At 73.5% G+C, this 25,277-nt stretch carries 20 protein-coding genes; 14 read left to right on the top strand and 6 right to left on the bottom strand.

Annotated elements, in window-relative coordinates; all coding sequences use genetic code 11:
• Positions 1 to 24: 24 nt before the first annotated feature.
• Entirely contained in the window at positions 25 to 966 is a 942-nt protein-coding gene (locus tag OHS81_RS11275; RefSeq protein WP_328384672.1) for an amino acid ABC transporter permease, read from the bottom strand.
• A 62-nt stretch (positions 967 to 1,028) separates the two neighbouring features.
• Positions 1,029 to 2,003 carry an ABC transporter substrate-binding protein gene (locus OHS81_RS11270; protein WP_328384671.1) on the bottom strand — a complete coding sequence of 325 codons (975 nt, stop codon included), beginning with the start codon at positions 2,001 to 2,003 and terminating at the stop codon, positions 1,029 to 1,031.
• A 542-nt stretch (positions 2,004 to 2,545) separates the two neighbouring features.
• On the opposite strand from OHS81_RS11270, the gene OHS81_RS11265 reads away from it, so the two are divergent.
• The 5 genes from OHS81_RS11265 (at position 2,546) to OHS81_RS11245 (ending at position 6,623) form a co-directional block, all read left to right on the top strand.
• Positions 2,546 to 3,769 (top strand): NAD(P)-dependent malic enzyme, encoded by a 1,224-nt coding sequence (locus tag OHS81_RS11265; RefSeq protein WP_328384670.1) that lies wholly within the window; start codon positions 2,546 to 2,548, stop codon positions 3,767 to 3,769.
• A 244-nt stretch (positions 3,770 to 4,013) separates the two neighbouring features.
• Positions 4,014 to 4,976, top strand: coding sequence for a zinc-binding dehydrogenase (locus tag OHS81_RS11260; RefSeq protein WP_328384669.1), 963 nt, complete (start codon positions 4,014 to 4,016; stop codon positions 4,974 to 4,976).
• Between the two features lie 100 nt (positions 4,977 to 5,076).
• A complete protein-coding gene (locus OHS81_RS11255) occupies positions 5,077 to 5,712 on the top strand; it encodes a HutD/Ves family protein (protein ID WP_328384668.1) in 636 nt (211 codons plus the stop codon).
• 138 nt (positions 5,713 to 5,850) lie between these two features.
• Complete coding sequence (locus OHS81_RS11250; protein WP_093491771.1) at positions 5,851 to 6,060, top strand: helix-turn-helix domain-containing protein; 210 nt, start codon at positions 5,851 to 5,853, stop codon at positions 6,058 to 6,060.
• Entirely contained in the window at positions 6,060 to 6,623 is a 564-nt protein-coding gene (locus tag OHS81_RS11245) for a Clp protease N-terminal domain-containing protein (protein WP_328384667.1), read from the top strand. Before OHS81_RS11250 ends, OHS81_RS11245 begins: the two co-directional genes overlap by 1 nt.
• 84 nt (positions 6,624 to 6,707) lie before the next feature.
• On the opposite strand, the gene OHS81_RS11240 is transcribed toward OHS81_RS11245, so the two are convergent.
• Positions 6,708 to 7,589: an SCO6745 family protein gene (locus OHS81_RS11240; protein ID WP_328384666.1), complete on the bottom strand. Its 882-nt coding sequence runs from the start codon at positions 7,587 to 7,589 to the stop codon at positions 6,708 to 6,710.
• A gap of 379 nt (positions 7,590 to 7,968) precedes the next feature.
• Here OHS81_RS11240 and OHS81_RS11235 point away from each other — a divergent pair, with 379 nt between their 5' ends.
• On the top strand, positions 7,969 to 9,114 hold the full coding sequence (locus tag OHS81_RS11235) for a serine hydrolase domain-containing protein (protein WP_328384665.1): 1,146 nt from the start codon (positions 7,969 to 7,971) through the stop codon (positions 9,112 to 9,114).
• Between the two features lie 236 nt (positions 9,115 to 9,350).
• Here the strand turns inward: OHS81_RS11235 and OHS81_RS11230 are convergent, their stop codons facing one another.
• Together OHS81_RS11230 and OHS81_RS11225 are read right to left on the bottom strand one after the other, a co-directional pair.
• Positions 9,351 to 10,517, bottom strand: coding sequence for a helix-turn-helix transcriptional regulator (locus OHS81_RS11230; RefSeq protein WP_328384664.1), 1,167 nt, complete (start codon positions 10,515 to 10,517; stop codon positions 9,351 to 9,353).
• A 2-nt stretch (positions 10,518 to 10,519) separates the two neighbouring features.
• The gene (locus tag OHS81_RS11225) at positions 10,520 to 11,446 is read right to left on the bottom strand and encodes a DUF4097 family beta strand repeat-containing protein (protein WP_328384663.1); all 927 of its coding nucleotides are present in this window, start codon (positions 11,444 to 11,446) and stop codon (positions 10,520 to 10,522) included.
• 268 nt (positions 11,447 to 11,714) lie between these two features.
• On the opposite strand from OHS81_RS11225, the gene OHS81_RS11220 reads away from it, so the two are divergent.
• The gene (locus OHS81_RS11220; RefSeq protein ID WP_328384662.1) at positions 11,715 to 12,146 is read left to right on the top strand and encodes a hypothetical protein; all 432 of its coding nucleotides are present in this window, start codon (positions 11,715 to 11,717) and stop codon (positions 12,144 to 12,146) included.
• A 147-nt stretch (positions 12,147 to 12,293) separates the two neighbouring features.
• Here the strand turns inward: OHS81_RS11220 and OHS81_RS11215 are convergent, their stop codons facing one another.
• On the bottom strand, positions 12,294 to 12,476 hold the full coding sequence (locus tag OHS81_RS11215) for a DUF6104 family protein (RefSeq protein WP_088799957.1): 183 nt from the start codon (positions 12,474 to 12,476) through the stop codon (positions 12,294 to 12,296).
• Positions 12,477 to 12,630: 154 nt separating this feature from the next.
• On the opposite strand from OHS81_RS11215, the gene OHS81_RS11210 reads away from it, so the two are divergent.
• The 7 genes from OHS81_RS11210 (at position 12,631) to fxsT (ending at position 25,004) form a co-directional block, all read left to right on the top strand.
• Positions 12,631 to 13,059, top strand: a complete 429-nt coding sequence (locus OHS81_RS11210) for a CU044_2847 family protein (RefSeq protein ID WP_328384661.1) — start codon at positions 12,631 to 12,633, stop codon at positions 13,057 to 13,059.
• The gene (locus OHS81_RS11205) at positions 13,059 to 15,386 is read left to right on the top strand and encodes a VMAP-C domain-containing protein (protein WP_328384660.1); all 2,328 of its coding nucleotides are present in this window, start codon (positions 13,059 to 13,061) and stop codon (positions 15,384 to 15,386) included. Before OHS81_RS11210 ends, OHS81_RS11205 begins: the two co-directional genes overlap by 1 nt.
• Before the next feature lie 352 nt (positions 15,387 to 15,738).
• Entirely contained in the window at positions 15,739 to 16,794 is a 1,056-nt protein-coding gene (locus OHS81_RS11200) for an AAA family ATPase (protein WP_328384659.1), read from the top strand.
• A 5-nt stretch (positions 16,795 to 16,799) separates the two neighbouring features.
• Positions 16,800 to 20,195: an SAV_2336 N-terminal domain-related protein gene (locus OHS81_RS11195; protein ID WP_328384658.1), complete on the top strand. Its 3,396-nt coding sequence runs from the start codon at positions 16,800 to 16,802 to the stop codon at positions 20,193 to 20,195.
• A gap of 105 nt (positions 20,196 to 20,300) precedes the next feature.
• Positions 20,301 to 20,519 carry a YxD-tail cyclophane-containing RiPP peptide gene (locus OHS81_RS11190; RefSeq protein ID WP_328384657.1) on the top strand — a complete coding sequence of 73 codons (219 nt, stop codon included), beginning with the start codon at positions 20,301 to 20,303 and terminating at the stop codon, positions 20,517 to 20,519.
• A gap of 171 nt (positions 20,520 to 20,690) precedes the next feature.
• Positions 20,691 to 21,860, top strand: coding sequence for an FxsB family cyclophane-forming radical SAM/SPASM peptide maturase (locus OHS81_RS11185; protein WP_328384656.1), 1,170 nt, complete (start codon positions 20,691 to 20,693; stop codon positions 21,858 to 21,860).
• 132 nt (positions 21,861 to 21,992) lie between these two features.
• Complete coding sequence (gene fxsT, locus OHS81_RS11180; protein ID WP_328384655.1) at positions 21,993 to 25,004, top strand: FxSxx-COOH system tetratricopeptide repeat protein; 3,012 nt, start codon at positions 21,993 to 21,995, stop codon at positions 25,002 to 25,004.
• The last annotated feature ends 273 nt before the right edge of the window (positions 25,005 to 25,277 follow it).

Below are 25,277 nucleotides of genomic sequence, written 5' to 3'. Positions count from 1 at the left end.
CCTTGCTCGTCGTGATCTTGCTGGTCATCCGACACCTCCGGGGCGGTTGAAGCCGCCGGACAGCTTCGCCTTGGCGCGCTGGAGCGGAGTGAGCGGCAGTTGGCGGCTGGAGCCGCGGGCGTAGTAACGCTCGAGGTAGTACTGGCCGATGCTCAGCACCGTGGTGGCGATCAGGTACCAGGCGGCGGCGAGGATCAGCATCTCCACCACGACACCGGAGTCCCGTCCGACGTTCTGCGCGGCCTGCAGCAGATCGTAGTACTGGACGGCGATGACCAGGGAGGAGGTCTTGAGCATGTTGATGACCTCGTTGCCGGTCGGCGGCACGATCACCCGCATCGCCTGCGGCACGATGATCCGGCGCAGCGTCTTGGCGTGGCTCATGCCCAGCGCGTGCGCCGCCTCGGTCTGGCCCTCGTCGACGGCGTTGAGGCCGGCCCGGCAGATCTCCGCCATGTACGCCGCCTCGTTGAGCCCGAGGCCCAGCAGCGCGCACAGGAACGGGGTCATGAAGTCCGACCACTCGTCCTTGTAGATCGGCATGATGTCGATGTACTGGAAGACGAGGCCCAGGTTGAACCAGAGGAACAGCTGGACGTAGACCGGCGTACCGCGGAAGAACCAGACGTAGAACCACGCGACCGTCGAGGTGACCGGGTTCTTGGACTGGCGCATCACGGCCAGGATCACGCCGCCCACGATGCCGATGATCATCGAGAGCACGGTGATCAGCAGGGTGTTGCGCAGGCCCTTGAGGATGTCCGCGTTGAACATGTACTGGGGGATGGCGTCCCAGTTGACGTTCCCGGCGGCGAAGGCCCGGCCGAGCAGGGCGATCAGCCCGAGGACGACGACCGCCGCCACCCAGCGGCCGTAATGGCGGACCGGGATGGCTTTGATCGGCTCGGGCTGGGGCGGCGGAGCGTCCGCCGGCGGCTGGGCCGACTTGTCGACGTCAACTGACACGGGTGTTGCCTTTCAGCATTCGGCGGGAGGTGCGCGGAGCGGAGGGGCGGGCGTGCGACGGCTCAGGAGCCGCCATTGAGCTGCACCTTCTTGACCGCGGCATCCTTGACGTCCCACTTGTCCAGGACCTTGGCGTACGAGCCGTTCTTGATCGCGAGTTCCAGCGCGGCCTGCAGCGCGTCACGCAGCTGCTCCTTGTCCTTGGGGACCGCGATGCCGTACGGGGCCGCCTTGAGGGGCGCGCCGCCGACCATCTGGAAATCCTTGCCGTGACCGGAGACCTTCACCGCATACGCCGCGACCGGGTAGTCGCTGGAGACGGCGTCCACACCGGCGGTGCGCAGCCGGGTCTGGGCCTCGGAGTCGTTGTCGAAGGCCTCGATCGAGATCGGCTGCTCGCCGTTCTTCTCACAGGCCTTCGACTTGTCCTTGGCCAGGTCGTGCGAGACCGTGCCGCGCTGCACCGCGAGCTTTTTGCCGCACAGCGTCTCCCAGCCGTCGATGCCCTTGGTCTTGCCCTTCTGGGTGTAGAGCGACACACCGACGTTGAGGTAGTCGATGAAGTCGACACCCTGGCCGATCTTCTTTCCGGTGTTGCTGTCGATGCCCTCCTGGCGCTCCTTGGTGTCCGTCATCGCCGACATCGCGATGTCGTAGCGCTTGGACTTCAGGCCGCCCATGAGGGTGTCGAAGGTGGCGTTGTTGAAGTTGAGCTTGATGCCCAGCTCCTTGCTCATCGCCTCCGCGAGATCCGGGTCGATGCCCTCGATCACGCCGTTGGAACGGAACTCCACCGGCTTGTACGTGATGTCCGAGCCGACCTGGAGCATCGCCTTTTCCTGGACGTCCTTGGGCAGCTTCTTGAACAGCGGCGCATTGACGTCGCGGTTCTTCTTCGCCTCGCGCTTGGCGATGGCCGCGTCCGTCTGGTCGCCGCAGGCGCTGAGCAGCAGCAGCGAGGCGGCGACCGCGGCCGCCGCGGCAACGGCCGTGCGGGACCTGCCGGCGGCCGTGCGACGGGTGGTGCTTGCGGTCATGCTGAGCCTCCTGCGAATGGAGAAGCCGACGGAGAAGCCGACGTGACAAAGGGCCGGGGGCACACCGTCGAGCGTCGCGACCTCGGTTGGTGACGGAATCCTGCCATCCGTGCTCCGGTATTCGGACTGTCGTAATGGTCAAAATCGGATAACGGACGGAGAAGGCAAGGTGACGCCCTTGTGGCACAAGGGGAGCCCCCGCCTCCGCTGATGCCGGGCCTTCCCGCCCCGTTCCCGGCGTCTCGGGATCCGGACCGGAGGGGGATGACCCTTCTGCGATTTTTGTGTATTTCGCGGTTATTGTCGGAACTCTGAACTCGAGGGTAAGGAATCTGACTCGTCGGGGCCCGCGCCCGTCGGGTAGAAAGGTTGGTTACACCCCTCATCCGGGGCTCAGGGCGCGTGTGCGGCGCGCCCGGCGTCCGAAAACCTCCCCGCGCGCGGCGGTCATCCGCTGTGCAGGGCGCGGACGCGGTGCCCGCCCACCCCTCAACCAGGGGGTGGCCACCCTCAACAGAATTTCGATTAAAGGGGTAAGACAAGTGGCAGCGGAGATCGTCAATCCTCGCAGCGACAGCAATACCGGCGCGGGCGCGGGCAGTGCGCCCGACGATGCTTTCGACCCGGCCTTCGCGCTGCATCGCGGCGGCAAGATGGCCATCCAGGCGACCGTGCCGGTCCGCGACAAGGACGACCTGTCCCTCGCGTACACGCCGGGCGTCGCCAAGGTGTGCAGCGCCATCGCCGACCAGCCCGAGCTCGTCTACGACTACACCTGGAAGTCCCAGGTCGTCGCCGTGGTCACGGACGGCACCGCGGTGCTGGGCCTGGGCGACATCGGCCCGGAGGCCTCGCTCCCCGTGATGGAGGGCAAGGCCATCCTCTTCAAGCAGTTCGGCGGCGTCGACGCGGTGCCGATCGCGCTCGGCACCACCGACACCGACGAGATCATCGAGACCGTCGTCCGTATGGCCCCGTCCTTCGGCGGCGTCAATCTGGAGGACATCTCGGCGCCGCGGTGCTTCGAGATCGAGCGCCGGCTCCAGGAGCGGCTGGACATTCCGGTCTTCCACGACGACCAGCACGGCACCGCCGTGGTCACGCTGGCCGCGCTGCGCAACGCCGCCAAGCTCACCGACCGCTCGCTCGGCCAGCTGCGGGCGGTCATCTCGGGCGCCGGTGCGGCAGGTGTCGCCATCGCCAAGATCCTCATCGAGGCGGGCATCGGGGACGTCGCGGTCTGCGACCGCAAGGGCATCGTCTCCACCGACCGCGGCGACCTCACGGACGTCAAGCGCGACGTGGCCGGCTTCACCAACAAGGGCCGGCTGACCGGGTCGCTGGAGGACGCGCTGGACGGCGCCGATGTCTTCATCGGGGTCTCCGGCGGCACGGTGCCGGAGGAGGCGGTGGCGAAGATGGCGAAGGACTCGCTGATCTTCGCGATGGCCAACCCCACCCCGGAGATCCACCCGGAGATCGCGCACAAGTACGCGGCCGTGGTGGCCACCGGGCGCAGCGACTACCCCAACCAGATCAACAACGTGCTGGCCTTCCCGGGCATCTTCGCCGGAGCCATGCAGGTGCGGGCCACCCGGATCACGGAAGGCATGAAGCTCGCCGCCGCCGAGGCCCTGGCCGCCGTCGTCGCCGATGAGCTCAGCTCCGACCGGGTCATCCCCTCGCCGTTCGACGAGCGGGTCGCACCGGCCGTCACCGCCGCCGTCGCGGCCGCCGCCCGCGCCGAGGGCGTGGCCCGTCGCTGACCGCGCCGCCACCGGAGTCGTCCGCCAACGGGCCGGGCCCGCACCCCACACAGGTGCGGGCCCGGCCCGTTGCCGTGACGCGGCACGAGCGGCGCGGCGCACCACGGGCGGCGCGGCACGACACGGGTGACGCCCCTCGACGCGGCACGACACGGTTGACGCCCCTCGACGCGGCACGGCGGCGCGGCGCGTGTCACACCCCTGTGCGGTACCGCAGCGCCCGGCCGCGGCCTACGTTGGGATCATGTTTGCTGCCTATGCCGCCCGCATCGACCGTGACCAGCCGCTGAACGGCCTCGAATTGGGGGAGCGCCCGGCCCCCGACGTACGCCCCGGCTGGACGACCGTCAACGTCAAGGCCGCCTCCCTCAACCACCACGACCTGTGGTCGCTGCGCGGGGTGGGGATCACCGACGACAGCCTGCCGATGATCCTCGGCTGTGACGCCGCCGGAGTGGACGCGGACGGCAACGAGGTCGTCCTGCACTCCGTCATCGGGCAGACCGGCCACGGAGTCGGCGCCAAGGAGAAGCCCTCCATCCTCACCGAGCGCTACCAGGGCACCTTCGCCGAGCAGGTCACCGTCCCCTCCTGGAACGTGCTGCCCAAGCCGAAGGAGCTGTCCTTCGAGGAGGCGGCCTGTCTGCCGACCGCCTGGCTGACCGCGTACCGGATGCTGTTCACCAACGCGGGCGTACGGCCCGGGGATAGCGTCCTGGTGCAGGGCGCCGGCGGGGGCGTGGCGACCGCCGCCATCGTGCTGGGCGCCGCCGCGGGGCTGCGGGTCTTCGCCACCAGCCGGGACGAGGGCAAGCGCAAGCGTGCGCTGGAGCTGGGCGCCGAGGCGGTGTTCGCGACCGGCGAGCGGCTGCCGCAGCGGGTGGACGCGGTGATCGAGACGGTCGGCGCCGCCACCTGGTCGCACTCCGTCAAGTCGCTGCGCCCCGGCGGCAGTCTGGTCATTTCGGGCGCCACCAGTGGTTTCACCCCCAAGAGCGGGGAGCTCAACCGGATCTTCTTCCTGGAGCTGAAGATCGTCGGCTCCACGATGGGCAGCAAGGAGGAGCTGGCATCGCTGCTCAGCTTCTGCGCGGCCAAGGGCATCCGGCCGGTCATCGATTCGACGCTGCCGCTGGACCGGGCGCGTGAGGGCTTCACAAAGATGGCGGAGGGCGAGCTGTTCGGCAAGATCGTGCTGACGGTGTGACGCCTGGCGTGCGGTCTCTTCGGTGGCCCGTCTGATGCCGGCGTCCCATCGGTGCGTGGTGTGAACTCGTGAAGTCCCTTCGGCGAGGAGGCCGGGAAGAGTGCGGATCCTGCGGGCAGAGGGGCGCGCCGCCGCGCCGTGGAGCAACGGCGGCGGGGTGACCCGGGAGGTCGCCGTCCAGCCGCCGGGCTCCGGCTGGGACGCCTTCGCCTGGCGCGTCAGCCTGGCGGACGTCACCCGGGACGGGCCGTACTCGCCGCTGCCCGGTGTCCGGCGGATCCTCACCGTCGTCGACGGCGCCGGGCTGGAGCTGACGGTGGACGGCACCGCGCAACTCCTCCCGGAGCGCTACCGCCCGTTCGCCTTCCCCGGCGGTGCCGCCACCGACTCCCGGCTGCTGGACGGCCGTCCCGTCGTCAACCTCAATGTGATGCTCCGGGAGGGGCGGGCGGCGGCGACGGTGGAGATGGTGCGGGGGAGCCGGATGGTGTGGCCGGCCGGCGACGGCCCCGCGGACGGTGACCGTGACCCCGGCCATGACCGGGACCCCGACGAGGTCATGGTGGTGGCGGTCGAGGGACGCACCCGGCTCGGGGCGTCCGGCGCCCAGGAGGCGCAGTTGGAGCGGTTCGACGCGGCGCTGCTGACGGCGCCGGACGCGGCGGCCGCGGCGCTGTGGACGGACGGGACCGCGGCGGTGATCGCCTTGTCCGTGACCGCTCCCGCTCGGTCTTAGCGCTTTCGTTCGTCCTTGGGCCTTCGGTCTTCGACCTTCTGCCTTCTGTCTTCTGTCTCTTCTGCCTGTCCGTGTGCGCCAATGCCGTGCGTGTCAATGATGGTTGACACTCCCGGTGTGTCAACGTAGATTGACAATATGACCGATGCAACGGACCTTGCCGAGCGGGCCGGTGACCGGGATCCCCGGGTCGGGCTCCGCGCCGTGGCCGCGCTCCGCCGGCTGCTGGAACAGCTCGAAGCCGTGCAGGTGCGCAGCGCCCGCGCGAAGGGCTGGTCGTGGCAGGAGATCGCGGCGGAGCTGGGTGTCAGCAGGCAGGCAGTGCACAAGAAGCACGGGAGGCGCTGATGTTCGAGAAGTTCACGGCCGACGCACGCGCGGTGGTGCGCGGCGCCGCGGAACAGGCGGACCGTACGGGCAGCGGCACGGTCGGCGAACCGGAGCTGCTGCTCGCGCTGCTGGAGCGTACGGACTCGCCGGCCGCCAGGGTGCTCGCGGCGCTCGGTGTCCACGCGCGGCGGGAGTCGGTGGCGGATGCCCTCGCGGCGGTGCGCCGGCGCGGCGGGGTGTCCCCGGCCGACGCGGCGGCGCTGGCCGGTCTCGGGATCGATATCGACGAGGTCGTGACGCGGGTGGAACAGGCGCACGGGGTGGGCGCGCTGGCCGGAGGCGGACGGGCCGGGCGCCGGAAGCGGACGCGCCGGCTGTTCACGGCGGAGGCGAAGTCCGTACTGGAGCGTGCCCTGCGGATCGCCGTCGGACGTGGCGAGCGGTCCCTCGGTGACGAGCATCTGCTGATGGCGCTGGTGGCCAGGCCCGGACCGGCCGCGGCGGTGCTCGCCGATCACGGGGTGACCTACGGCGAGGTGCTGCGGGCGCTGGACGAGGAGCGGGGCCGGCGCGCGGGTTGAGGGAGGACCGGGGGCCGGCCCGTACGCGAGGCGCGCCCCCCCCGTTGGCTGCCGGGAGGTGCGCCGACACGGGCCGCGCGCGCCCTACGGATAGCCGACCTTCACCGTCCCGATGCCCAGCGTGCTGTGCCGGGGCAGGTATCGGGCCTCGAACACCGCGCTCAGGACGGGATGGAGCAGCTGCGCCAGCCGTTCGGCACGTGAGTGGCCCAGCGCCCGCCACGGGCCGGCCGCCAGCCGGTCCGTGGTCCGTTCGATCGCCTCGCGTTCCTTGCGGGCGCGCTCGGTCGCGGCGCCGTCCGGCGCGATCCAGCCACGTGCGGCGAGGCGGTGCCGGGCGTCGCTCCACTCCTGTGCGCTCCAGCCGCGCCCCACGAAGTCGGCGGCCGGCGCGGCACCGATCGCGGCGAACGACACCAGAGCCTCGCAGGGGTCGAGTCCGCAGGTCAGCAGGGCCGCCAGATGGCCGTCGCCGCGGTGTTCGCGCAGTACCGTCGCGGCCTGCCAGAGCACCAGATGCGGTGCGTCCGGCCACGGCAGATCGCGGTTGGCGGCGGCCAGCGGGCGGGCGGCACAGCCCGCGTTCTCGGCGGCCTGGCGGGCGAGCCGGGCCGCCTCGGCGAGCTGCGCGGCGCTCAGCCGGCCGTCGGTCAGCGCCGTCAGCGCACGGTCCATGGCCAGCAGCCGCGCGTCCAGCACCTTGGCCGGGTCCGCAACGGTCCAGATCCGCGGGAGGTGCCGGGCGATCATCCGCGGGCTGAAGGTGTAGTACGTCGCGGCCACCAGTTCCGGCCCGGCGGCGCCCAGCGGAGCCGTGCGCCAGGCGAAATAGCTGGGCCAGCGGGAGGACACGTCATGGCCGAGGCCGGCGGCGACCTGGCGGGCCTCCGGGGCGAAGTACAGCGTGGCGTGCAGTGGCTCCAGCAGGTGCCACATCCGGCGGGCGACCGAAAGGTATTCCGACATCGCTTTACCTCATGGCCTTCACGATGCGTGCGCAGACAGGGAGTGGGCCGTGGTCGGGAACACGGCCACCGGTCCGCAAAGGCGGGCAGCGGGGGCTCCCTGGAGCCCGGCGCCGGACGGAAAGCCGTGCGCAGTAGTGAGTTCCCCGATTACGCGGCGTAAATCCAGAGCGAAGATGGCAACCGTGCGTAGTCAAGGGCTGGTTAGGGGATCCGGTTCCGGCCGCCGCCCGGCCGCCGTGGCGCTCGCGGCGTCCGGGCGGCGACCGCATGTGCCCCGTGTGCCGGATATTCGATCGAGTCCGGGCGGCGCCCGTGCGTAGGGTGGCCCGGCCGACGGCCCACGGGGGGTCGCTGCGCCTGTGGAGAGGAAGCGCCCGATGCCGTACCGAGGATGGGCCGACGAGGGGTACGGGGCCTTCGCGGACGAATTCGCCCGGAACTTCGCCGAGCGCGGTGAACTCGGCGCCGCCGCTGCCGTGTTCGTGGGCGGGCGCAAGGTGGTGGACCTGTGGGGCGGTATCGCCGATGACCGGACGGGGCGGGAGTGGCAGGAGGACACCGTCCTTCCCGTCATGTCCCTCGCCAAGGCCGTCGTCAGCTTCCTGGCCCATCTGGTGGCGCAGGACGGGCAGTTGGATCTCGACGCCCCGGTGGCCGCCTGCTGGCCGGAGTTCGCCCGCCACGGCAAGGAGGGGATCACCACCCGGATGGTGCTCGCCCACACCGCCGGAATCCCGCTCATCGAGCGGAAGTTGGCGTTCGAGGAGCTGACCGCCTGGACGCCGGTGATCCGCGCCCTGGAGGAACAGAAGCCGCTCTGGGAGCCCGGTACGGCGTTCGAGTACCACGCCCATGCCTTCGGCTTCATCGTCGGCGAGGTGATCCGGCGCCACACCGGCCGCACGCCCGGCCGCTTCTTCCGGGCGGAAATCGGTGACCCCCTGGGGCTGCGCACCTGGATCGGTATGCCGCAGGAAGAGGTTCCGAGGCTGGCCCGCCTCGTCGAGGCGGAGGGACGGGCCCCGTTGCCGAGCGCCGATCTGCTGCCCATGCGGGCCGTGACGATGAACGGCGCCCTGCCCTTCCCCGGACTCGACGATCCGCACGGCTACAACTCGCCCGCCCTGCTGACCGCCGAATTCCCCGGTGCGGGCGCGGTGTCGTCGGCGTGCAGCCTGGCGGCCCTGTACGCGGCGGTCGCCACGGGTCTGGACGGCGGGCCGCGGCTGCTGTCCGAGGGAACGGTCACCGACGCGGTCACCGAGCTGTCGGGCGGGCCTTCGTTCTCCGGATTCCCGGACCTCGGCGCGCGCTGGGGGAGCGGCGTCCTCCTCGACTCGCCGTTCCGCCGGCTGCTCGGTCCGCGCTCCTTCGCCCACAGCGGGGCGGGCGGCCAATTCGCCTTCGGGGACGACGAGTTCGGGGTCGGCTTCGCGTACACCGCCAACCGGATGGGCGGCCCTGGTGACGAGCGGGCCGAGCGGCTCATCGGGGCGCTGCGGGAGTGTGTCGGGGCTGAGTGAATGGCTGTGGCCCCGTGGCCCCGTGGCCCCGTGGCCCCGTGGCCCCGTGGCCCCGTGGACGTGGTGGAGCGGGCGCGCATTCGATGCGCGCCCGCCCCGGCCGCTGAGCCGTCCCGGCGGCTCGGTCTCCTCGGCCGCTGAGTCGCTTCGGTGGCTCGGTGTCCCCGGCCGCCGAGTCGTCCCGGCGGTGAAGTCCCGATTCGGCCGTTGCCCGTCCCGGTCCTGAAAGATCCGTCTCAGTCGTCCCGGTCCGTGAAGGAGCCGTACTGCTCCGGATGACGCAGGAGCGCGCCGATGTGGGCGGCGGCCGTCGACAGCCGGCGGCGGGACTCCGCCAGCTGTCCGGCCGTGACGCCGTGATCGCGCGCCGCGTCCCGCAGATCGTCGCGGAATCGGTCCAGCAGCCGGTCGAAGTCGCGGGCGGGGTGGTCGCCGGCCGGTTCCTTCGCCCACTCCGGGGCCGGCGGGGCCGGCGGAGCCCCGGCCTCCGGGCCCTCCTCGGGCTTCTCCCCGGTCAGGTCGACGCGCTCGACCGTCACCCGGGTCCCGTTGTCCGCGCCGTCCCGCCCGGCCTCGCGCGGCTCGTCGCCACGACCGGCGCCCGGCTGGCCGCCGGTGAAGCGCCCGACCTCGCGGGAGACCTCGGACAGCGCCTCGCGCACCGCCCCCGACCAGTCGCCGGACCGCACCGCCCCCTGGGTCTGCTCCTGGACGCGCTTGATGACCCGCTGGACCTCCTCGCGCGCGAACACCTGGGCGTCCCTGGCCTGCTTACGGGCCCGCTGGGCGTCCTGCCTGGCGCGCCGGCTCTCCTCCTTGGCCCGCCGGGCCTGCTCCTTCCACTCCTCCTTGGCGCGCCGGAACTCCTCCTTCGCCTGCCGCCAGGAATCCTTGTCGCCGAAGGCGGCGTCGAAGTAGTCGGCGGCCTCCGGGAAGGGACGGCCGGCCGTGTCCTGCGTGGCGTCCGCCGCCCCGCCGCCGTTCCGTCCGGCCTTCCCCGGCCCTCCCGCGTCCTTGCGGGCCTGCTGGGCGGCCTCCCGGATCTCGCGGCGCAGATCCCGCGCCGAACCGCTCACGTCCTCCCGGATGTCGGAGGCCAGGGCGGCGACCGACTCCTGGATCTCCAGTTCGAGATCGGCCAACTCGCCGCCGCGGTCGGCGAGTTCGGCCCGTCCCGCATCGGTGATCGAGTAGACCTTGCGGCCGCCCTCGGTCGCATGCGTCACCAGGCCCTCGGCCTCCAGCTTGGCCAGCCGCGGGTAGACCGTGCCGGCGGAGGGGGCGTAGAGGCCCTGGAAGCGTTCCTCCAGGAGACGGATGATCTCGTAGCCGTGCCGCGGCGCCTCGTCGAGCAGCTTGAGGAGGTAGAGGCGCAGGCGGCCATGGGCAAAGACGGGGGGCATGCTCAGAGCACCTTCTTCCCGGCGGGCGGGCCGGTGGGGGAGTGGTCGTGCGGACCGGGGGCGGGGCCGCGGCCGCCGGGCCGGCTGTCCTCGTCCGCCGGGGAGGGGCGGCGCAGCAGGGCCAGGCCGCCGGAGACGGTGGTGACCTTGAGCGTGCCGGTGCCCGCGCCGAGCGAGCCGGTGACCTTCTTCGTGCCCCACTGGCCGCTGACCCGCAGGCCGTCGAAGGCGTTGGAGACGGTGCCGCTCGCGGTGTTGGCCTCGACCTTGGCATCGGCCGGGTCGGGAAGCCGGATGGCGACCTCCCCGGAGACCGTGGTCAAGGCGATGTCGGCGCCCTGCCCGGGGTCCAGGTCGAGGACCATGTCGCCGCTGACGGAGTCGGCGCGCACCGCCCCGCCCGCCCCGTCGATGACCGTCAGATCCCCCGAGACGGAGTGGAAGTGCAGATCGCCGGTGACCGACTGCGCTTCGACATTGCCGGAGACCGTATCGGCCCGCACCCCGCCGGTCAGTCCGACGAGCGTGCTGTCTCCGGTGACTCCGCGGATGTCCGTGCGTCCCGAGATGCCGGAGACCACGGCGCCGGCGCCGACCGCACCGACCTCGACGCGGGTGCCGGCCGGCACGGTCACCGAGACCACGGCGCTGCGGTTCCACCCCTTGCGGTCGAGGAACTTCAAGAAGCCCTTCCAGGGGAGGTCCTGGTAGGCGACCGACAGGGTGCCGCCCCCGTACGAGACGGTCAGCGGCGGGCCGTGCACCTCGCCGATCTCCACGCGGGCCGGGCCGTCGTCCGTGGTGCCGACGACATTGACGGTGCCGTTGACCACGCGCACGGTCAAGGCGTCGACGGGTTCGGTGACCTCCAGAGTGCGTGGTGAGGTCACCTGCGTCGGTTGGTGCGACCACTCGGTCCCGGCTGACATGCCTGCCTCCCCTTGATCTGCGGCAACGCAACATATCGCGTCTACAACAGACACGATATATCGCGGATGGGGGAAGTCAAGTGCCTCGTTCGGGGGCCGGGATACGTCGCGAGGGCGTCCGGGGTGCCTTCGGAGGGTGTCCGGAGTGCTCTCTTCCCTCGCGTCCTTGATCGCCAAGGTGCGGAAGAGCGGAACCGTCCGGTGCGGTGGCGGAGTCCTCGGTGGTGTCACTTGATGTCGTGGCGCAAGCCATGAAGGAGTCGGACACGTGCGTAAAACAACGGGGTTGCTCTCGGTTCTGGTGCTCGGTGCCGCGGTGGCCGGGCCGGTCGCGTCGGCACACGCCGCGCCCGCCACCGCTTCCGTCTCCGCCGCCGCGAGCTGTCACAGCCTGGTCGTCAAGGCGGACTCGGCGAACGGCAAGGCACTGTCGGCCGACGGCGCCCACAGCTACAAGAAGGCCATCGGCTACAACGAGGCGACCCAGAAGTACGCCGTCCAGGCGCAGGGGGCCTGCCGGCACGCGCGGCACGCGGAGGAGATCCGGGACGCGCTCCGTGCCGCCCGGCAAGGGGCGAGGAGGGCCGAGCTGAACAACAAGAGGGCCTACTACGAGCACGACCCGCGGGCCGGGCGGGCGGCGTTCAACGATGAGGAAGACGTGAAGATGCGGATGCGCACCGCGCTCCGCCACACCTGATCCAGGTCTGTTCGTCTGCGGCCCGCCGCCCGCGCGGCGGTGGGCCGCAGACGCGCGTGAGCCCGCGCGGACCGGGCGGCAGCCGCCGCGTGGTCCGGTGCCGGTGCCGGCCCCTGCCACGCCGTACGCGGGGCAGGGACCGGCCGGCTACTCGTCCTCGTCCTCGTCGTCCAGCCGGGCCAGCCACGTGGCCAGCCGCTCCACCGGCACCTCGAAGTCCGGGTTCAGATCGACGAACGTCCGCAGCTGATCGGCCACCCACCCGAGGGAGACCTCCTCCTCGCCGCGCCGGCTCTCCAGCTCTTCGATGCCACGGTCAGTGAAATACACGCGCTCTCCACCAGGGGTCATGGGTCATTCCCGGCCAGGATAGGCAGGCTCATGGACCTCTCGCGCCACAGGCACCCGAAGGCTAGCCTGATCACCTTGTCAACGGTCCCGCGGTGATCGGGGAATTGCCGCCCACGGGGAGCAGGAGGCCGTGATGCACGAGCGCGCGCAGCGCATCGAACTGCCCGACGGTACGGAGGTCTGGGCCCGGGTCTCCCGGCTCGATGCCCCGGGGCTCGACGGGCCGGACGGCATGGACGGGACCGACGGCGAATTCGAGGACGTCGGAGCCTGGGACGCGCTCGGCGCCCGCGTCGAGGGACTGCGCGAGGTGGTCGGCGGGGTCGCCGCCAGCGTCCGCCAGGCCACCGAGCGGGTTGCGCCGCACGAGACCAGTGTGACCTTCGGCGTGGAGCTGTCGGCCAAGCCGGGCAAGGCCGTCGCCCTGCTCGCGGACGGCGAGGCCAAGGCGAACCTCTCGGTCACGCTCACCTGGCGCCGCGCGGACGAGGCGCCGTCGGCGGCACAGCCGCACGGGGAACCTGCGGCCGGCCGCCGGGAGCCGGATGATGCGGGCCGCTGATGACGACTTCCGAGGGCCAGGCCGCCGGCCGCGGTGACCGTGCCCACTACGCACAGCTCCTCGACCATGCCGGGCGCACCACCGTCGCCCTGCGTGCCGCACCGGGCGCGACCGCGGGACGGCCGTGGGGCAGCGGGGTGCTGATCGCCCCGGGGTGGGTGCTGACCTGCGCCCATGTGCTCGCGGCGGGCGACGGGCGGCGCCGCGGCACGGGCCCGGACGGCGTCTTCGGGGTCGCGTTCGGCGGCCGGGTGGTGCCCGCACGGCCGGCCTACGACCTGAGCCGGCCCGACCCGGCGGCCGGGCCCGCCGCCGCCCGTGCCGATCTCGCGCTGGTCCGGCTGCTCGACCCGGAGGCCGAGCACCCCTGCGCCTGGCTCAGCGATCAGCCGGCGACGCTCCTGGAGGACGCCTATATCTTCCGCGGCCACGATGCGTCGGGCGCGGGCAACGACGGAGGCTCCGGCGTCGGCGGAGGATCCGGCGCCGACCGAGGACCCGGCGCGGGGGGAGGCCCCGGCGCGGGCGGGGGCGCACGCGCGCGCGGGGGAGACGCCCTGCGGGACGGATGCGGCGTACGGGGGAGGGGGGAGGAAGACGGGCACGGCCTGCGGGAGCCGGACGGGGACCGCGCCCCATGGGTGCCGCGCGACGGGCGCCGTGTACCTGCCGATCCCGCGGGCCGGCATGCCCCCACCCTCCCCACCACCCCCGTCGACCCCTTCATCGCCGTCCGCTTCGGTGCCCGGGACGCCCGGGGGCTGCAGTTCGGCAGCGATGTACGGGTCACCCCGGGCGCCTCCGGCGGGCCGCTGATCGACTGTGACCGCGGCGAGGTGGTCGGCATCGTCAAGGGCCGCCACCAGCAGGACCACGTCGGGCTCGCGGTACCGGTCACCGCGCTGCGCGGGCTGGGGCCCGAACACCTGGTCCCGGGCGCCGAGGGCCTGGGACCCGACCCGTACCACGCGCTGATGAGCCTGCACGACCGCTGGCACTGGGCCGGTCAGGAGCTCGGCCGTGCTGCCGGGCCGACCTGGTTCGACGCCCAGCACGCGATCATGTCGGGCCGGGGCCGCCTGTGGGGCGTACAGGAGCGGCTGCAGGCGCTGGACCTGCTCGCCCGGCTGCCCGCGCCGCGCGATCCGCTGCTCGTGGAGGCCGCGGTCGGCGAGGTGCTGGACCGCGGGCAGGGGCCCGGGGCCTGGGCGCTGCGTACCTGGCGGGACGGCCACGGCGCGCTCTACCAGGGCAGCGACCCGTACACGGAGCTGCGCGCCTTTGTGCACTACCTGCGGATCGTGGCGCAGCTGACCGCCGACGAGGTGCGCGACGTACCGGGCGAACAGGCCGCCGCGGTACGCGGACAGGCGCTCCGCCTCGCGGAGTTCGTCCAGGCCAAGGCGGTGGTGCTGCAGCCCCAGGACCGCCGCAGGATAGGGCCGGTACGCCGCCGCCCGCGCTCCGTACTCGTCGAGTTCGAGCCGCTGTTCTACGACGAGGGCGGGCCGGAGCTCTTCAACTGGTCGGTCAGCGAGGGCTACGGCCAGGGGCAGTGGCTGCGGGTGGACGTCCAGGAGTCGGCCGGCGGGGTGCCGTTCGAGCAGGCACGGGAGCAGGTGCTGCGGCGGCTCGGCGGGCGGCTGCTGCGGGCCGACGGTGACGCCGGGCCGGGCGCCCGGGTACGTCTGGAGGTCGCCGTCCCTGAAGGCCACTGGCACACCGCCGCCGGCCAGTGGGAGGTCGCGGCCTCGACCCGGCGCACCGCCCGGCTGCGGCCGGTGGGTTCCGGACGCGCCGTGATCCTGCGGGACCAGGGACGGCGCGAACAGGTCGACCCGGCCTGGCTGCGCCGCTGGCAGGGCCTGGCCGCCGCCCCTGAACTGCAGGCGCTGCGTATTGCGCCGCACCCGGGCGGCGGCGCGGCGCGCGGCTCCGACGAGGCGGTCTGGCGGCTGCTGGAGACGGCCGCCGAGGGCGCGCTGCCCGCACTGTGCCATACGGTCGCCGACGGCTTCGGGCGGGATGCGGTCGGCGCCGTCCTGGACACCGGCTTCCCCGCCGGGCTGTGGCCGGCCGGCGGCCACGGCGAGGAGCGGGACTGCGATGCCGGATGCGAGGAATTCCACCGCGGGGTGAGGGAGTTGCTGCAGGGCTCGGGCGGGCTGGCCCGGCTCCCCGAGCTGGTCCGGCAGCTGCGCGCCAAGGCCGCCGGCGCCGCCGCGGAGGGCATGCACTGGGCCCGCGATCTGGTGCTCCTGTACGACGACCCGGAGGACCCGATTCCGCCGCTCTTCACCGAGCGCCCCCAGCTGTCCCCCCGATGAACGGGGCACGGAGCCGCCCCCTCGGCCCTCCGGGCGCCGCGCACGCCCCCCTGCGCCTCGCACGCGCCCGGTGCCCGCCCCTGCCGCGTCCGCCCCTCTCGCGGCAAGTAGCGCCCTGTGCACGGCACTTGAACGCCCGCGATGCCCCTGCGGGAGACCGGAAACCGCCCCGTGCGCTTCCGTCCGGCTGAGTACTGTCATAGCGTCGTGGAAGACTTGTCCGTGAGGCGCACCTGCGTGATGGCGGGTGGCGGACGTGGGGGAGGCCGGGGTGGACGATGCCGACGTCTCCGGCGCTCCGCCATGACCATCGCTCCTGACCGAGGCCTGGCCGGCGACGAGGAGTTCCGACGTGAGCGACTGGCTCATCTACCGTGGCGCGGGGGCACCGCACGACGGAATTGAGCACCTTCCGCCGCCACCCCCATGGCGCGATTTCGACGGTGGCCCTCTGGTGGCGCCGCCGGCCGCCCTCGACCCCTCCTCCGAGCGCAGGCTCGGCGTGCAGCACCGCGAAGCCAGCCACCACCGCCCCGGCGAGACCGAGCGCGAGCTGGTCAACGCCGCCCTCTATCTGCGCCGTCCGCTGCTGGTGACCGGCGCGCCGGGCAGCGGCAAGAGCACCCTGGCGCATTCGGTCGCCTACGAACTCGGCCTCGGCCGGGTGCTCGGCTGGCCGGTCGTCAGCCGCAGCACCCTGCGCGACGGCCTGTACGACTACGACGCCATCGGCCGGCTCCAGGACCTCCAGATCGCCCGCGCGGCGCCGACCGCCGCGGACGGCGACGCGGCGGCCGACGCGGACCCCACCGACGAACCCGGCGGCGGCATCGGCCGCTATATCCGCCTCGGCCCGCTGGGCACGGCCCTGCTGCCCGCCGCCCGGCCCCGCGTCCTGCTCGTCGACGAGCTCGACAAGAGCGATATCGACCTGCCCAATGACCTCCTCAATGTGCTGGAGGAAGGGGAGTTCCGGATTCCGGAGCTGGAGCGGCTGGCCGGATCCGCCCCCGAGGTGGAGGTGCTGAGCGACGACGGCGCGCGGGTGACGGTGCGCGACGGCCGGGTGCGCTGCCACGCCTTCCCCTTCATCGTCCTCACCAGCAACGGCGAACGCGACTTCCCGGCGCCCCTGCTGCGCCGCTGTATCCACCTCCACATCCCGGTGCCCGACAAGGAACGGCTGGCCGCCATGGTGCGGGCCCACTTCGGCGAGGGCGCGGCCGAGCGCTACGAAGCGGTGATCGACGGCTTCCTGGACCGCGAGCCCGGCGATGTCCGCGCCGTCGACCAGCTCTTCAACGCCATCCACCTCACCCAGAAGGCCGGCTGGACGGACGAGGACGAGGAGGAGACCCGGCGGCGTCTGACGGCGGAGCTGATGCGGCCTCTCGATCGGACGAGGTGAGTGCGGTGCCCCTCGGGGAGCCCGGCCCGGGCCCCCTCGACGAACTCGTCGCCCGGCTGACCGCGGCGGGGGTGCCGGCCGACGCCCGCTCGATGGCCGACGCCCTCTGGCTCGCCCAGTGGATCACCCCGGACGCCACACGGGCCGACGGCCCCGCGGCGGCCGGACCCGCCCGCACTCGGGAGCCCGGTGGTCCGGATCCGGCCACTTTCCGGGTGGGACCGGCCGTCTCCACGGACCCCGGGGACGCCCGCGGGACCCCGCCGGGCGGCGACGGCCCCGGCCCCGCGGACGCGGACCCGTCCTCGTCCGTCCTGCGGGACGGCGCCCGGCGCCGGGTCGCGGAGCTGCTGCCCACCCGGGACGAACGGCTCCCCGACCCGGACCGGCAGCGCCTGGGCGAGGTCGCGGTCCCGATCGCCTCCGCGTTCCCGGGGCTGCTGCCGCTGCAGCGGGCGCTGCGGCCCATCCAGCGCTACCGCCCGCCGGTCGCCCCGGCCCGCCGCAAGCTGGACGAGCCCGCCACCGCCGAACTCTCCGCCCACGCCGAAATGATCATCCCGGTGCTGCGCGGGGTGCACCGCCGGGCGGCCGCGCTGCGGCTGCTGATGGACGGCTCGTCCTCGATGGCCGTCTGGGAGCAGATGCTGCACGACCTGCGCCAGGTCTGCGAACGGGTCGGCGCCTTCCGCGATGTGACGGTGCACTACCTCCATCCGCACGGCCAGGACATCGGCGTCGCCGCGGCCCCGGGACCCGGCCGCCCGCTGCGCCCCGCCGACCAGCTGCACGACCCGACGGGCCATCACCTCACCCTCGTGGTCAGCGACTGCGCGGGCCCGCTGTGGCGGGACGGCCGGATGCAGCGGCTGCTCTACCGCTGGGCGGCCGACGCCCCGCTCGCCGTGGTCCAGCCGCTGCCGCAGCGGATGTGGGCGCGTACCCTCCTGCCCGCCGTGGCCGGCACCCTCGTCCGCCGCCAGGGCCCCTACCAAGCCCTCGGCTTCCGCCCGTCCCGCCGTCGCCGGCGCCCCGCCGCGGCACCGGGCGCCCCGCACGAAGCGCCCCGCGAACGCGCCATCCCGGTCCTCTCCGCCACCCCCTCCGCCCTCGGCTCCTGGGCCCGGCTGGCCGCCGCCGACGCCGGTCTCTCCCTGCGCGGCGCGGCCTGTGTCGTACGGGCCGACCACGGCGCCGGGCAGCCGGCCCCGCCGCCGCCCGAGCCCGAGCGCGCCGCACCCGCCCGTATGGTCCGCGCGTTCGACCAGCAGGCCTCGCCCGCCGCCCGGCTGCTCGCCGTCCACCTCTCGGCCGTCCCGCTCGCGCTGCCCGTCATCCAGCTCGTCCAGCGCGCGATGCTGCCCCAGACCGGCCCGGCCGAGCTGGCGGAGGTGCTGCTCAGCGGCCTGGTCACCCAACTTCCCGCGGACGGGGGGACGTCGGGGGAGCAGGCCGGGGTGAGCGGTCCGTGGTACGACTTCGTGCCCGGCGTACGCGACGAACTCCTCGGCCGGCTCAGTGCGGGCGAGGCCGCCCTGGTCCTCAAGCACTGCTCGCTCTACATCGAGCGCACCTTCGGCCGCAGCGCCCGCAACTTCCCGGCCGTCGCGGTCGCCATGCTCTCCGGCAGCGGCCGTGAGCCCGAGACCGGCCAGCGCGCCGTCCCCGAACCCTTCGCCCGGGTCTCCGAGCGCGTACTGCGCCGCTTCGAACCGGCCCTGCGCCCGCCCGCCCGGCGGCCGTATGCGCCCGACGGTCCCGCAGCGGAGGGCGCAGCCCTCCTGGAGCGCTACGAACAAGACCGCGCCGTCCGGGACCTGATCGAGGCCGTCCGGCTGCTGCGCGCCGCCACCGAGCGGCTGCCCGTGGCCGGTACCGACCTCGCCCGCGCCCTGCTGCACGCCTGGGCGAAGTGGCGCCAGCCGGACGCCCTGGAGGAGGCGGAGCGCGCGGCACGCGCCGCGGAGCGGGCCACGGCCGAGGGGGCCGCCGGCGACCAGGAGGCCACCGCCGCCCGCGAGGCCGAGCGCACCCGGGCGCTGATCGTGCTCGGCCGGGTCGGCCACGCCCGTGCCCGGGAACGGCACAGCGCCGGCACACCGGACGAGGAACGCGGCGCGCTCGCCGACGCCGCCCGCCGGCTGCACGCCGCCTGCGGGCTGATGAGCCTGCTCGACCCCCGCGTCCTGGAGTGCATGGTGCTGCGCACCGAGGTCCTGCGCCGCCTCGCCGCCCTGCCCGCCCCCGACGCCGTGCCGGGGACCGACGAACTGCCGGGAGCCGACGACCTGGCCGCCGACGACCCCCTCGACGAGGCGGAACGCTGCCTGACCACCCTGCTCGACCAGTGGCCCAGCGGCGAGCAGGTGCCCGGCGAGGTCTACGCCGCCCGGGGCGGTGTCCTGCTCGACCAGGCCCGCCGGGCCGCCCGCGGCCACGAGGCCGGGCCGCACCCCGCCCAGGCGCTCGCGGTGCGGGCCGCCGACGACCTCGACACCGCCACCGTCCTGCTGCGCCGCCGCGGCAGCGCCGCCGACCGGCTGGTCTGCGAGACGCTGCTCGATCTGGCGGCGGCCCGCCAACTGCACGACGGCGCGGGCCTGCCGTCCGCGCTGCCCCTCCTCGAACGCGCCCGGGAGATGGCCCGTGCCCTCGACGACCCGGCGCTGGAAGCGGCCGCCCTGCGCCGTACGGCCGCCGTCCAGCGCGCCGTGCACACCCGCACCGGCGACCTGACCGCCCTCGACGCCGCGCTCGCCGCACTGGCCGCCGCGCTCCGCCTGGCCACCCCCGATTCGCCCGAGCACAGCGCGCTGCTGGCCGAGCGCGGCGCGGCGCTGCTGCTGCGCGCCCGGCAGGAGCCGGCCGGCGGACCGGGCAAACGCCTCGCCAACGAGGCGGTGCACGTCCTGCGCGAGGCGCTGGGCCGGGCCGGGCCGCAGGACCCCGACCTCGGCCACCACCGCCTGCTGTTCGGCCGCGCCCTGCGCCTGCGCTACGAACGCCAGCCCTCCCTCGCCGATCTGCACGAGGCCGACTGGATCCTGGAGCTGGCCGCCCGCGGGGTGGACGTACCGGATGCGGTGTCGGCCGAGGCCTGGCTCGAAGTGGGCGACATCCAGCTGCTGCTGGACCGCCGCTTCGATTCCCGCGAGCGCCATGACCGGGCCGCCGCCTGCTTCCGCCGCGCCGCCGCGGCCGCCCGGCGGGCCGGCAGCCCCCTGCTGGCCGCCCGGGCCCACCACCGCCGCGGCGAGGTCCTGGAGGTCACGGCCGGTCCCCGTTCCGCGCTGCACGCCTACCGCGAGAGCTGGGAGCAGTGGCAGCGCGCCGCGGGGGAGACCGGCGCCGAGGCCCAGCGCACCCGCGCCCGGATGCGCGCCCTGGAATCCACCGCCTGACCGCCCCCGAGCGCCCGTCCGGCTGCCTGGCCGTCCGCACCGGAACGTGTTTCTGTGGACGGGAGTCCGGGAACACACCCGTCCAGCCGGCCAGAGGAGAGCAGCGTGGCGACTACCCCCCGCACCGAACCGGTGGTGGCCGCCCGGCCGGGGCCGACGGCCGAACGGCTGCCGGATTTCGCCGGGGTTGACGTGGGCGTTCTGGCGGCGCGGACGGATCATGCGGTGCTGGGAGAGGTGGCGGCACTGCTGCTGCGCAACTGGCCGTCGGCGGACGAGGCTGTGGCGTACTACGAGGACGGCCCGGAAAAAGCCTTGCATTGACAGGCAGGAACGACGGTTTTTGGGCAAACGTGCAAGGGAACCGGCCAGTTGCCGAGGGAATCCGGTTCCCCGGCCGAGGGCCGAGCCAAGTACCAGTCAGCGGGCGGGAGCTGTCGGTCCCGCACCTCGACGCAGGCAGACGAGTGCAGGCCGAGTGCAGGGGGCGATGCCGTGGCGGGGGAGAAGACCGGCCGGACGGCCGTCGTACCCTTCCGGCAGTTCGTCCTGAAGGTCCACAGCCGCTGCAACCTCGCCTGCACCTATTGCTACATCTACACCGGCCCCGACCGCAGCTGGCGCTCCCGCCCGCCGACCGTCCCGGCCGCCACCGTCCGGCAGACCGCCCTGCGCATCGCCGAACACGCCCGCACCCACCGGCTGCGTGAGGTCCGTATCGACCTGCACGGCGGCGAGCCGCTGCTCACCGGCCCCGGCCCGCTCCTGGAACAGGCCGCCGCGATCCGCGCCGCGCTGCCCGGCGGCTGCACCGCCGAGTTCGGCCTGCAGACCAACGGCACGCTCCTCACCCGGGAGCGGATCGACACCCTCGCGGCCGCGGGCTTCCGGCTCGGCCTCAGCCTGGACGGCGGCACCCCCGGCCTCAACCGCCGCCGGACCGACCACGCGGGGCGGCCCTCCTGGCCCGCGGTCTCCCGCGCCGTACGCCTGCTCCGCGACCGGCCCGAGGTGTTCGCGGGCATCCTGTGCACCATCGACATCACCGCCGACCCCGCCGAGGTCCACGACTCGCTGCGCGCCCTGGACCCCCCGATGGTCGACTTCCTCCTCCCGCACGCCAACTGGTCCAGCCCTCCCCCTGCCGGCACCGGGAGAGGCCCCTGGCCCGCGGCCGGCCGCACCCCGTACGGCGACTGGCTGTGCACCGTCTTCGACCTGTGGTGGGATGGCGGCCCCGGACCCCGGGTGCGGGTGTTCACCGAAATCCTCGGCCTCCTCCTGGGCCGCCCGAGCTCCAGCGAGGCGGTCGGTCTCTCCCCCGTCGTCGCCCTGGTCGTCGACACCGACGGTGCCATCGAACAGGTGGACTCGCTCAAGTCCGCCTACGAGGGCGCCGCCGCCACTGGCCTCGACGTCTTCCACCACACCTTCGACGAGGCCCTGGCCCACCCCGGCATGGCCGCCCGCCGCAGCGGCCGGGACGGCCTCGGGGCGCAGTGCCGCGGCTGCGCCCTGGTGGAGGTGTGCGGCGGCGGCAACTACGCGCACCGCTACCGCGCGGACACCGGCGGATTCGCCCACCCGTCCGTCTACTGTGCCGATCTGGAACGCCTGATACGGCATATCGCGGCCCGGCTGGACGCCACGATCGCCCTCAACTGACGTGCCGTCCACATGTCCTGACGCACTGTCGTCATATGGGGGGACACTTGGGCTATCGTGCCGAACAGCCAGGGCGTGCCGGATGAGACAGCCTCTGCAGCGCGCACCATCGCATCCCAGGGAGACGGTCGCATGGTCGATCAGGCCACCTTTTCCGGTCCCACCGGCTCGGGCGAGCACATCACCATCAGCTATGCGGGCTTCACCCGGCCCTGGGCGGCGTGGATCTCCCACCAGCTGGAAGCGCAGGGCCACGGCACCACCCTGCTGCGCTGGGACCCCCGGGCGGACACCGCGCTGGTGGCGGAGCTGTCGGGGCTGCTGGAGGCCGAGGGCCGGCTGCTGATCGTGCTCGACGACTGGTACTTCCGGCTGGGTCCCAAGACGCAGGAGGAGTGGACGACGGCGCTGCGCGAGGTGGTCTCCCCGCACGCCGACCGGTTCGCCGCGGTGAGCGTGGCCACCCAGTCCCTGCCCGCCACCGCGTCCCTGCTGCGGCCCGCCGACCTGCGCGACCTGGACGCCCGCGAGGCCAACCGCCGGGTGCTGCAACGGCTCGGCATCGCCGGGCAGGGCCGGGCCGTGGACGAGGAGGCGCCCGGCGCGCCCCGCTTCCCGAACAACCCGCCCGAGGTGTGGAACATCCCGCGCCGCAACAACCGCTTCACCGGCCGCGACAACGTCCTCGAAGAGCTGCACGGCAAGCTGGCCGGCTCCGGGGCCGGCGCCGGCCCGCCGCTGGAGACCCGTATCGCGCTCTACGGCACCTCCGGCGTCGGCAAGAGCCAGATCGCCGCCGAATACGCCCACCGCTTCGGCAACGACTACGACGTGGTGTGGTGGATCAGCGCCACCAACCGCGGCGCCGCCCGCGAACAGCTCGCCGAACTCGCCACCCGGCTCGGCCTGCCCGTCGGCCGGGAGCTGGGCGACCGCATCCGCGCCGTCCACGAAGCGCTCCGCGTCGGCCGCCCCTACCGCCGCTGGCTGCTGATCTTCGACAGCGCCGACGACATGGAGCAGATCGAGGACCTGGTGCCCGACGGCCGCGGCCATGTCCTGATCACCACCCTCACCCGCGACTGGTCGGGCTCCGGCAGCGCCCAGGAGATCGAGGTACTGCCCTTCCAGCGCGTCGAGAGCGTCGCCTACGCCCGGCGGCGGGCACCGCGGCTGACGCCGATGGAGGCCGATCTGCTCTCCGACGCCGTCCAGGACCTGCCGCTGCTGCTCGCCCAGACCGCCGCCTGGCTCGACGCCAACCCGATGTCGCCCAAGGAGTACATCGAGCTGATCCGCCGCGGCGAGCCCAGCCTCGTCGGCATCCGGATCTCCTCCGACTACCCCATGGCCTTCCAGACCAGCTGGGCCATAACCCTCAACACCCTGCGCGAACGCAGCCCCGCCGCGGTCGAACTCCTCAAGCTGTTCGCGTTCTTCGCCCCGGACACCATCCCCGTCCCGATGCTCGCCCAGGCCCGCCGCGGCGACCTGCCCGAACACCTCGCCGACCTGGCCGCCGAGCCGATCAGCTGGAACACCGCCCTGCGCCGGCTGACCGAATCCACCGCCGTACGCCTCGACTACCAGGTCTCCGAAGACGCCGACCCGGCCGTGGAAACCGCGCTGATGCACCGGCTCTACCACCGGTTCCTGCGCAGTGACATGACCGAGGACGAGCGCGACCTGATGGCGGCGACCGCCTGCCGGGTGCTGGTCACCGCCGACCCGCAGAACCCCGCCGACACCCGCTGCTGGGAGCGCTACGCCGAACTCATCCCGCATCTGGAGCCGGCCGGAGTTCTCGACAGCCCCGAGCCCGCGGTCCAGCAGCTGCTGCTCAACTGCGTCGAATACCTCCGGGTCCGCGGTGAGTACCGCATGGGCCTGCGCCTGTGCGAACAGTTCATGTCCCGCTGGCGCACCCGGCTCGCGGCCACCCAGCGCACCATGCTGGTGCTCACCCACCAGCACGCCAACATGCTGCGCAGGCTCGGCCGCTACCGCGAGGCCGAGGCGGTCGGCAGCGCCGTCGTCGACCAGCTCGCCGCCGAGCGGGACGCGGCCGACGCCGACCTGCTGCGGGCGCAGGACGGCCTGGCCGGCACCCTGATCGCGCTGGGCTCGTACGCACAGGCCTATGACCTCTTCGACGCCGTCTGGCGGGCCTACACCGACCTGCTCGGCCCGGAGGCGCCCCGCACCCTCTCCTCGCGGCACAACCTCGGCACGGTCCTGGCGCTGCTCGGCCGCTACGAGGAAGCGCTGGTCACCCACCGCGAGGTGCTGGCCTTCAGGGAGCGCGAGCTGCGCGCCCGGCACCACCTCACGCTCAACGCGGGCACCGCATACGCCCGTACGCTGCGCCTGCTCGGCCGCTACCGCGACGCCACCTCCGCCCAGGAGCTCAACGCCCGGCTGCATCTGCAGGTGATGGGCCCGCACACCCCGCAGACGCTGCGCGCCGAGCACAACCTCGCGCTGTGCCTGCGCCGCTCCGGCGACACCGCCCGCGCCGCCACGCTGCTCGCCGACCTGGTCGAGCGCTCCCGCCGGGTGCAGGGCCCCCGCCACCCCGAGACGCTGATGGTGCGTGCCGACCACGCCACCTTCCTGCGGGAGCACGGCGACCTCGGGCACGCCCGCGACCTCGCCGAGGAGGTCGCCGAGCGCTACCGGGCGCTGGCCGGCGAGCGCCACCCGTACACCGTCGGCGCCCTGGGCAACGTCGGGCTGGTCCGCGCCGAGTTCGGCGACCCGGCACAGGCGCTGGACCTCGCGGACCGGGCGCTCGGCGGGATGACCGAGGCAATGGGCCCCGACCATCCCTGGACGCTGGGCTGTGCGCTGAACGCCGGTGCCGCCCGTAACCGGATGGACGACGAGGAGGGCGCCGTGCAGCTGGGCCGCGCCACACTGGAGCGGGCCAGGGCGACGCTGGGCGACACCCACCCGCTGACCCTCTCCGCCAAGACCGCACTGGCCGAGGACCTGCGGGCGCTGCGCCGTGGCCAGGAGGCGGCGAAGCTGGAGCAAGAGGCGATCGGGCAGCTCTCCGGGACGCTGGGCGCCGAGCACCCGCACACCCTCTCCGCCCGGCGCCGCCGCCGTCCGTACTGGGACTTCGAACCGCAGCCGGTCTAGGGGGTGTCGTTCGGATCATGGTGGATCAGGGAGCGGGGTCTGGTGCGTGCGATCGCAAGGCGGAGGAGGGAGTCGACGCGGAGCGTCGGCGAGTGACGACAACGCGGATGGGGGTCCCCCCGCGCCGTTCAGGCCTGGGGGAGTGCGTGCCAGACCCCGCGAGCCCGCCATGATCCGAACGACACCCCCTAGCCCCAGGCGTCAGAGCGTCGGGACCCGGACAGCGGAAGGGCCCGCCCCCACCGGGGACGGGCCCTTCCGCTGTTTCACCAC

This window comes from Streptomyces sp. NBC_00400, assembly GCF_036048035.1.
Taxonomy (GTDB): Bacteria; Actinomycetota; Actinomycetes; order Streptomycetales; family Streptomycetaceae; genus Streptomyces.
The sequence above is the reverse complement of the archived record's forward strand: the minus strand, read 5'-3'. Positions and strand labels throughout refer to the sequence as shown.

What these genes read in the sequence shown, in the direction of transcription:
- OHS81_RS11225 (WP_328384663.1), bottom strand. Translation starts at nt 11,446, where the DNA reads ATGTCAGCCGGGACCGAGTGGTCGCACCAACCGACGCAGGTGACCTCA.
- OHS81_RS11260 (WP_328384669.1), top strand. Translation starts at nt 4,014, where the DNA reads ATGTTTGCTGCCTATGCCGCCCGCATCGACCGTGACCAGCCGCTGAAC.
- OHS81_RS11210 (WP_328384661.1), top strand. Translation starts at nt 12,631, where the DNA reads ATGCACGAGCGCGCGCAGCGCATCGAACTGCCCGACGGTACGGAGGTC.
- fxsT (WP_328384655.1), top strand. Translation starts at nt 21,993, where the DNA reads ATGGTCGATCAGGCCACCTTTTCCGGTCCCACCGGCTCGGGCGAGCAC.
- OHS81_RS11250 (WP_093491771.1), top strand. Translation starts at nt 5,851, where the DNA reads ATGACCGATGCAACGGACCTTGCCGAGCGGGCCGGTGACCGGGATCCC.
- OHS81_RS11235 (WP_328384665.1), top strand. Translation starts at nt 7,969, where the DNA reads ATGCCGTACCGAGGATGGGCCGACGAGGGGTACGGGGCCTTCGCGGAC.
- OHS81_RS11270 (WP_328384671.1), bottom strand. Translation starts at nt 2,003, where the DNA reads ATGACCGCAAGCACCACCCGTCGCACGGCCGCCGGCAGGTCCCGCACG.
- OHS81_RS11240 (WP_328384666.1), bottom strand. Translation starts at nt 7,589, where the DNA reads ATGTCGGAATACCTTTCGGTCGCCCGCCGGATGTGGCACCTGCTGGAG.
- OHS81_RS11230 (WP_328384664.1), bottom strand. Translation starts at nt 10,517, where the DNA reads ATGCCCCCCGTCTTTGCCCATGGCCGCCTGCGCCTCTACCTCCTCAAG.
- OHS81_RS11205 (WP_328384660.1), top strand. Translation starts at nt 13,059, where the DNA reads ATGACGACTTCCGAGGGCCAGGCCGCCGGCCGCGGTGACCGTGCCCAC.
- OHS81_RS11245 (WP_328384667.1), top strand. Translation starts at nt 6,060, where the DNA reads ATGTTCGAGAAGTTCACGGCCGACGCACGCGCGGTGGTGCGCGGCGCC.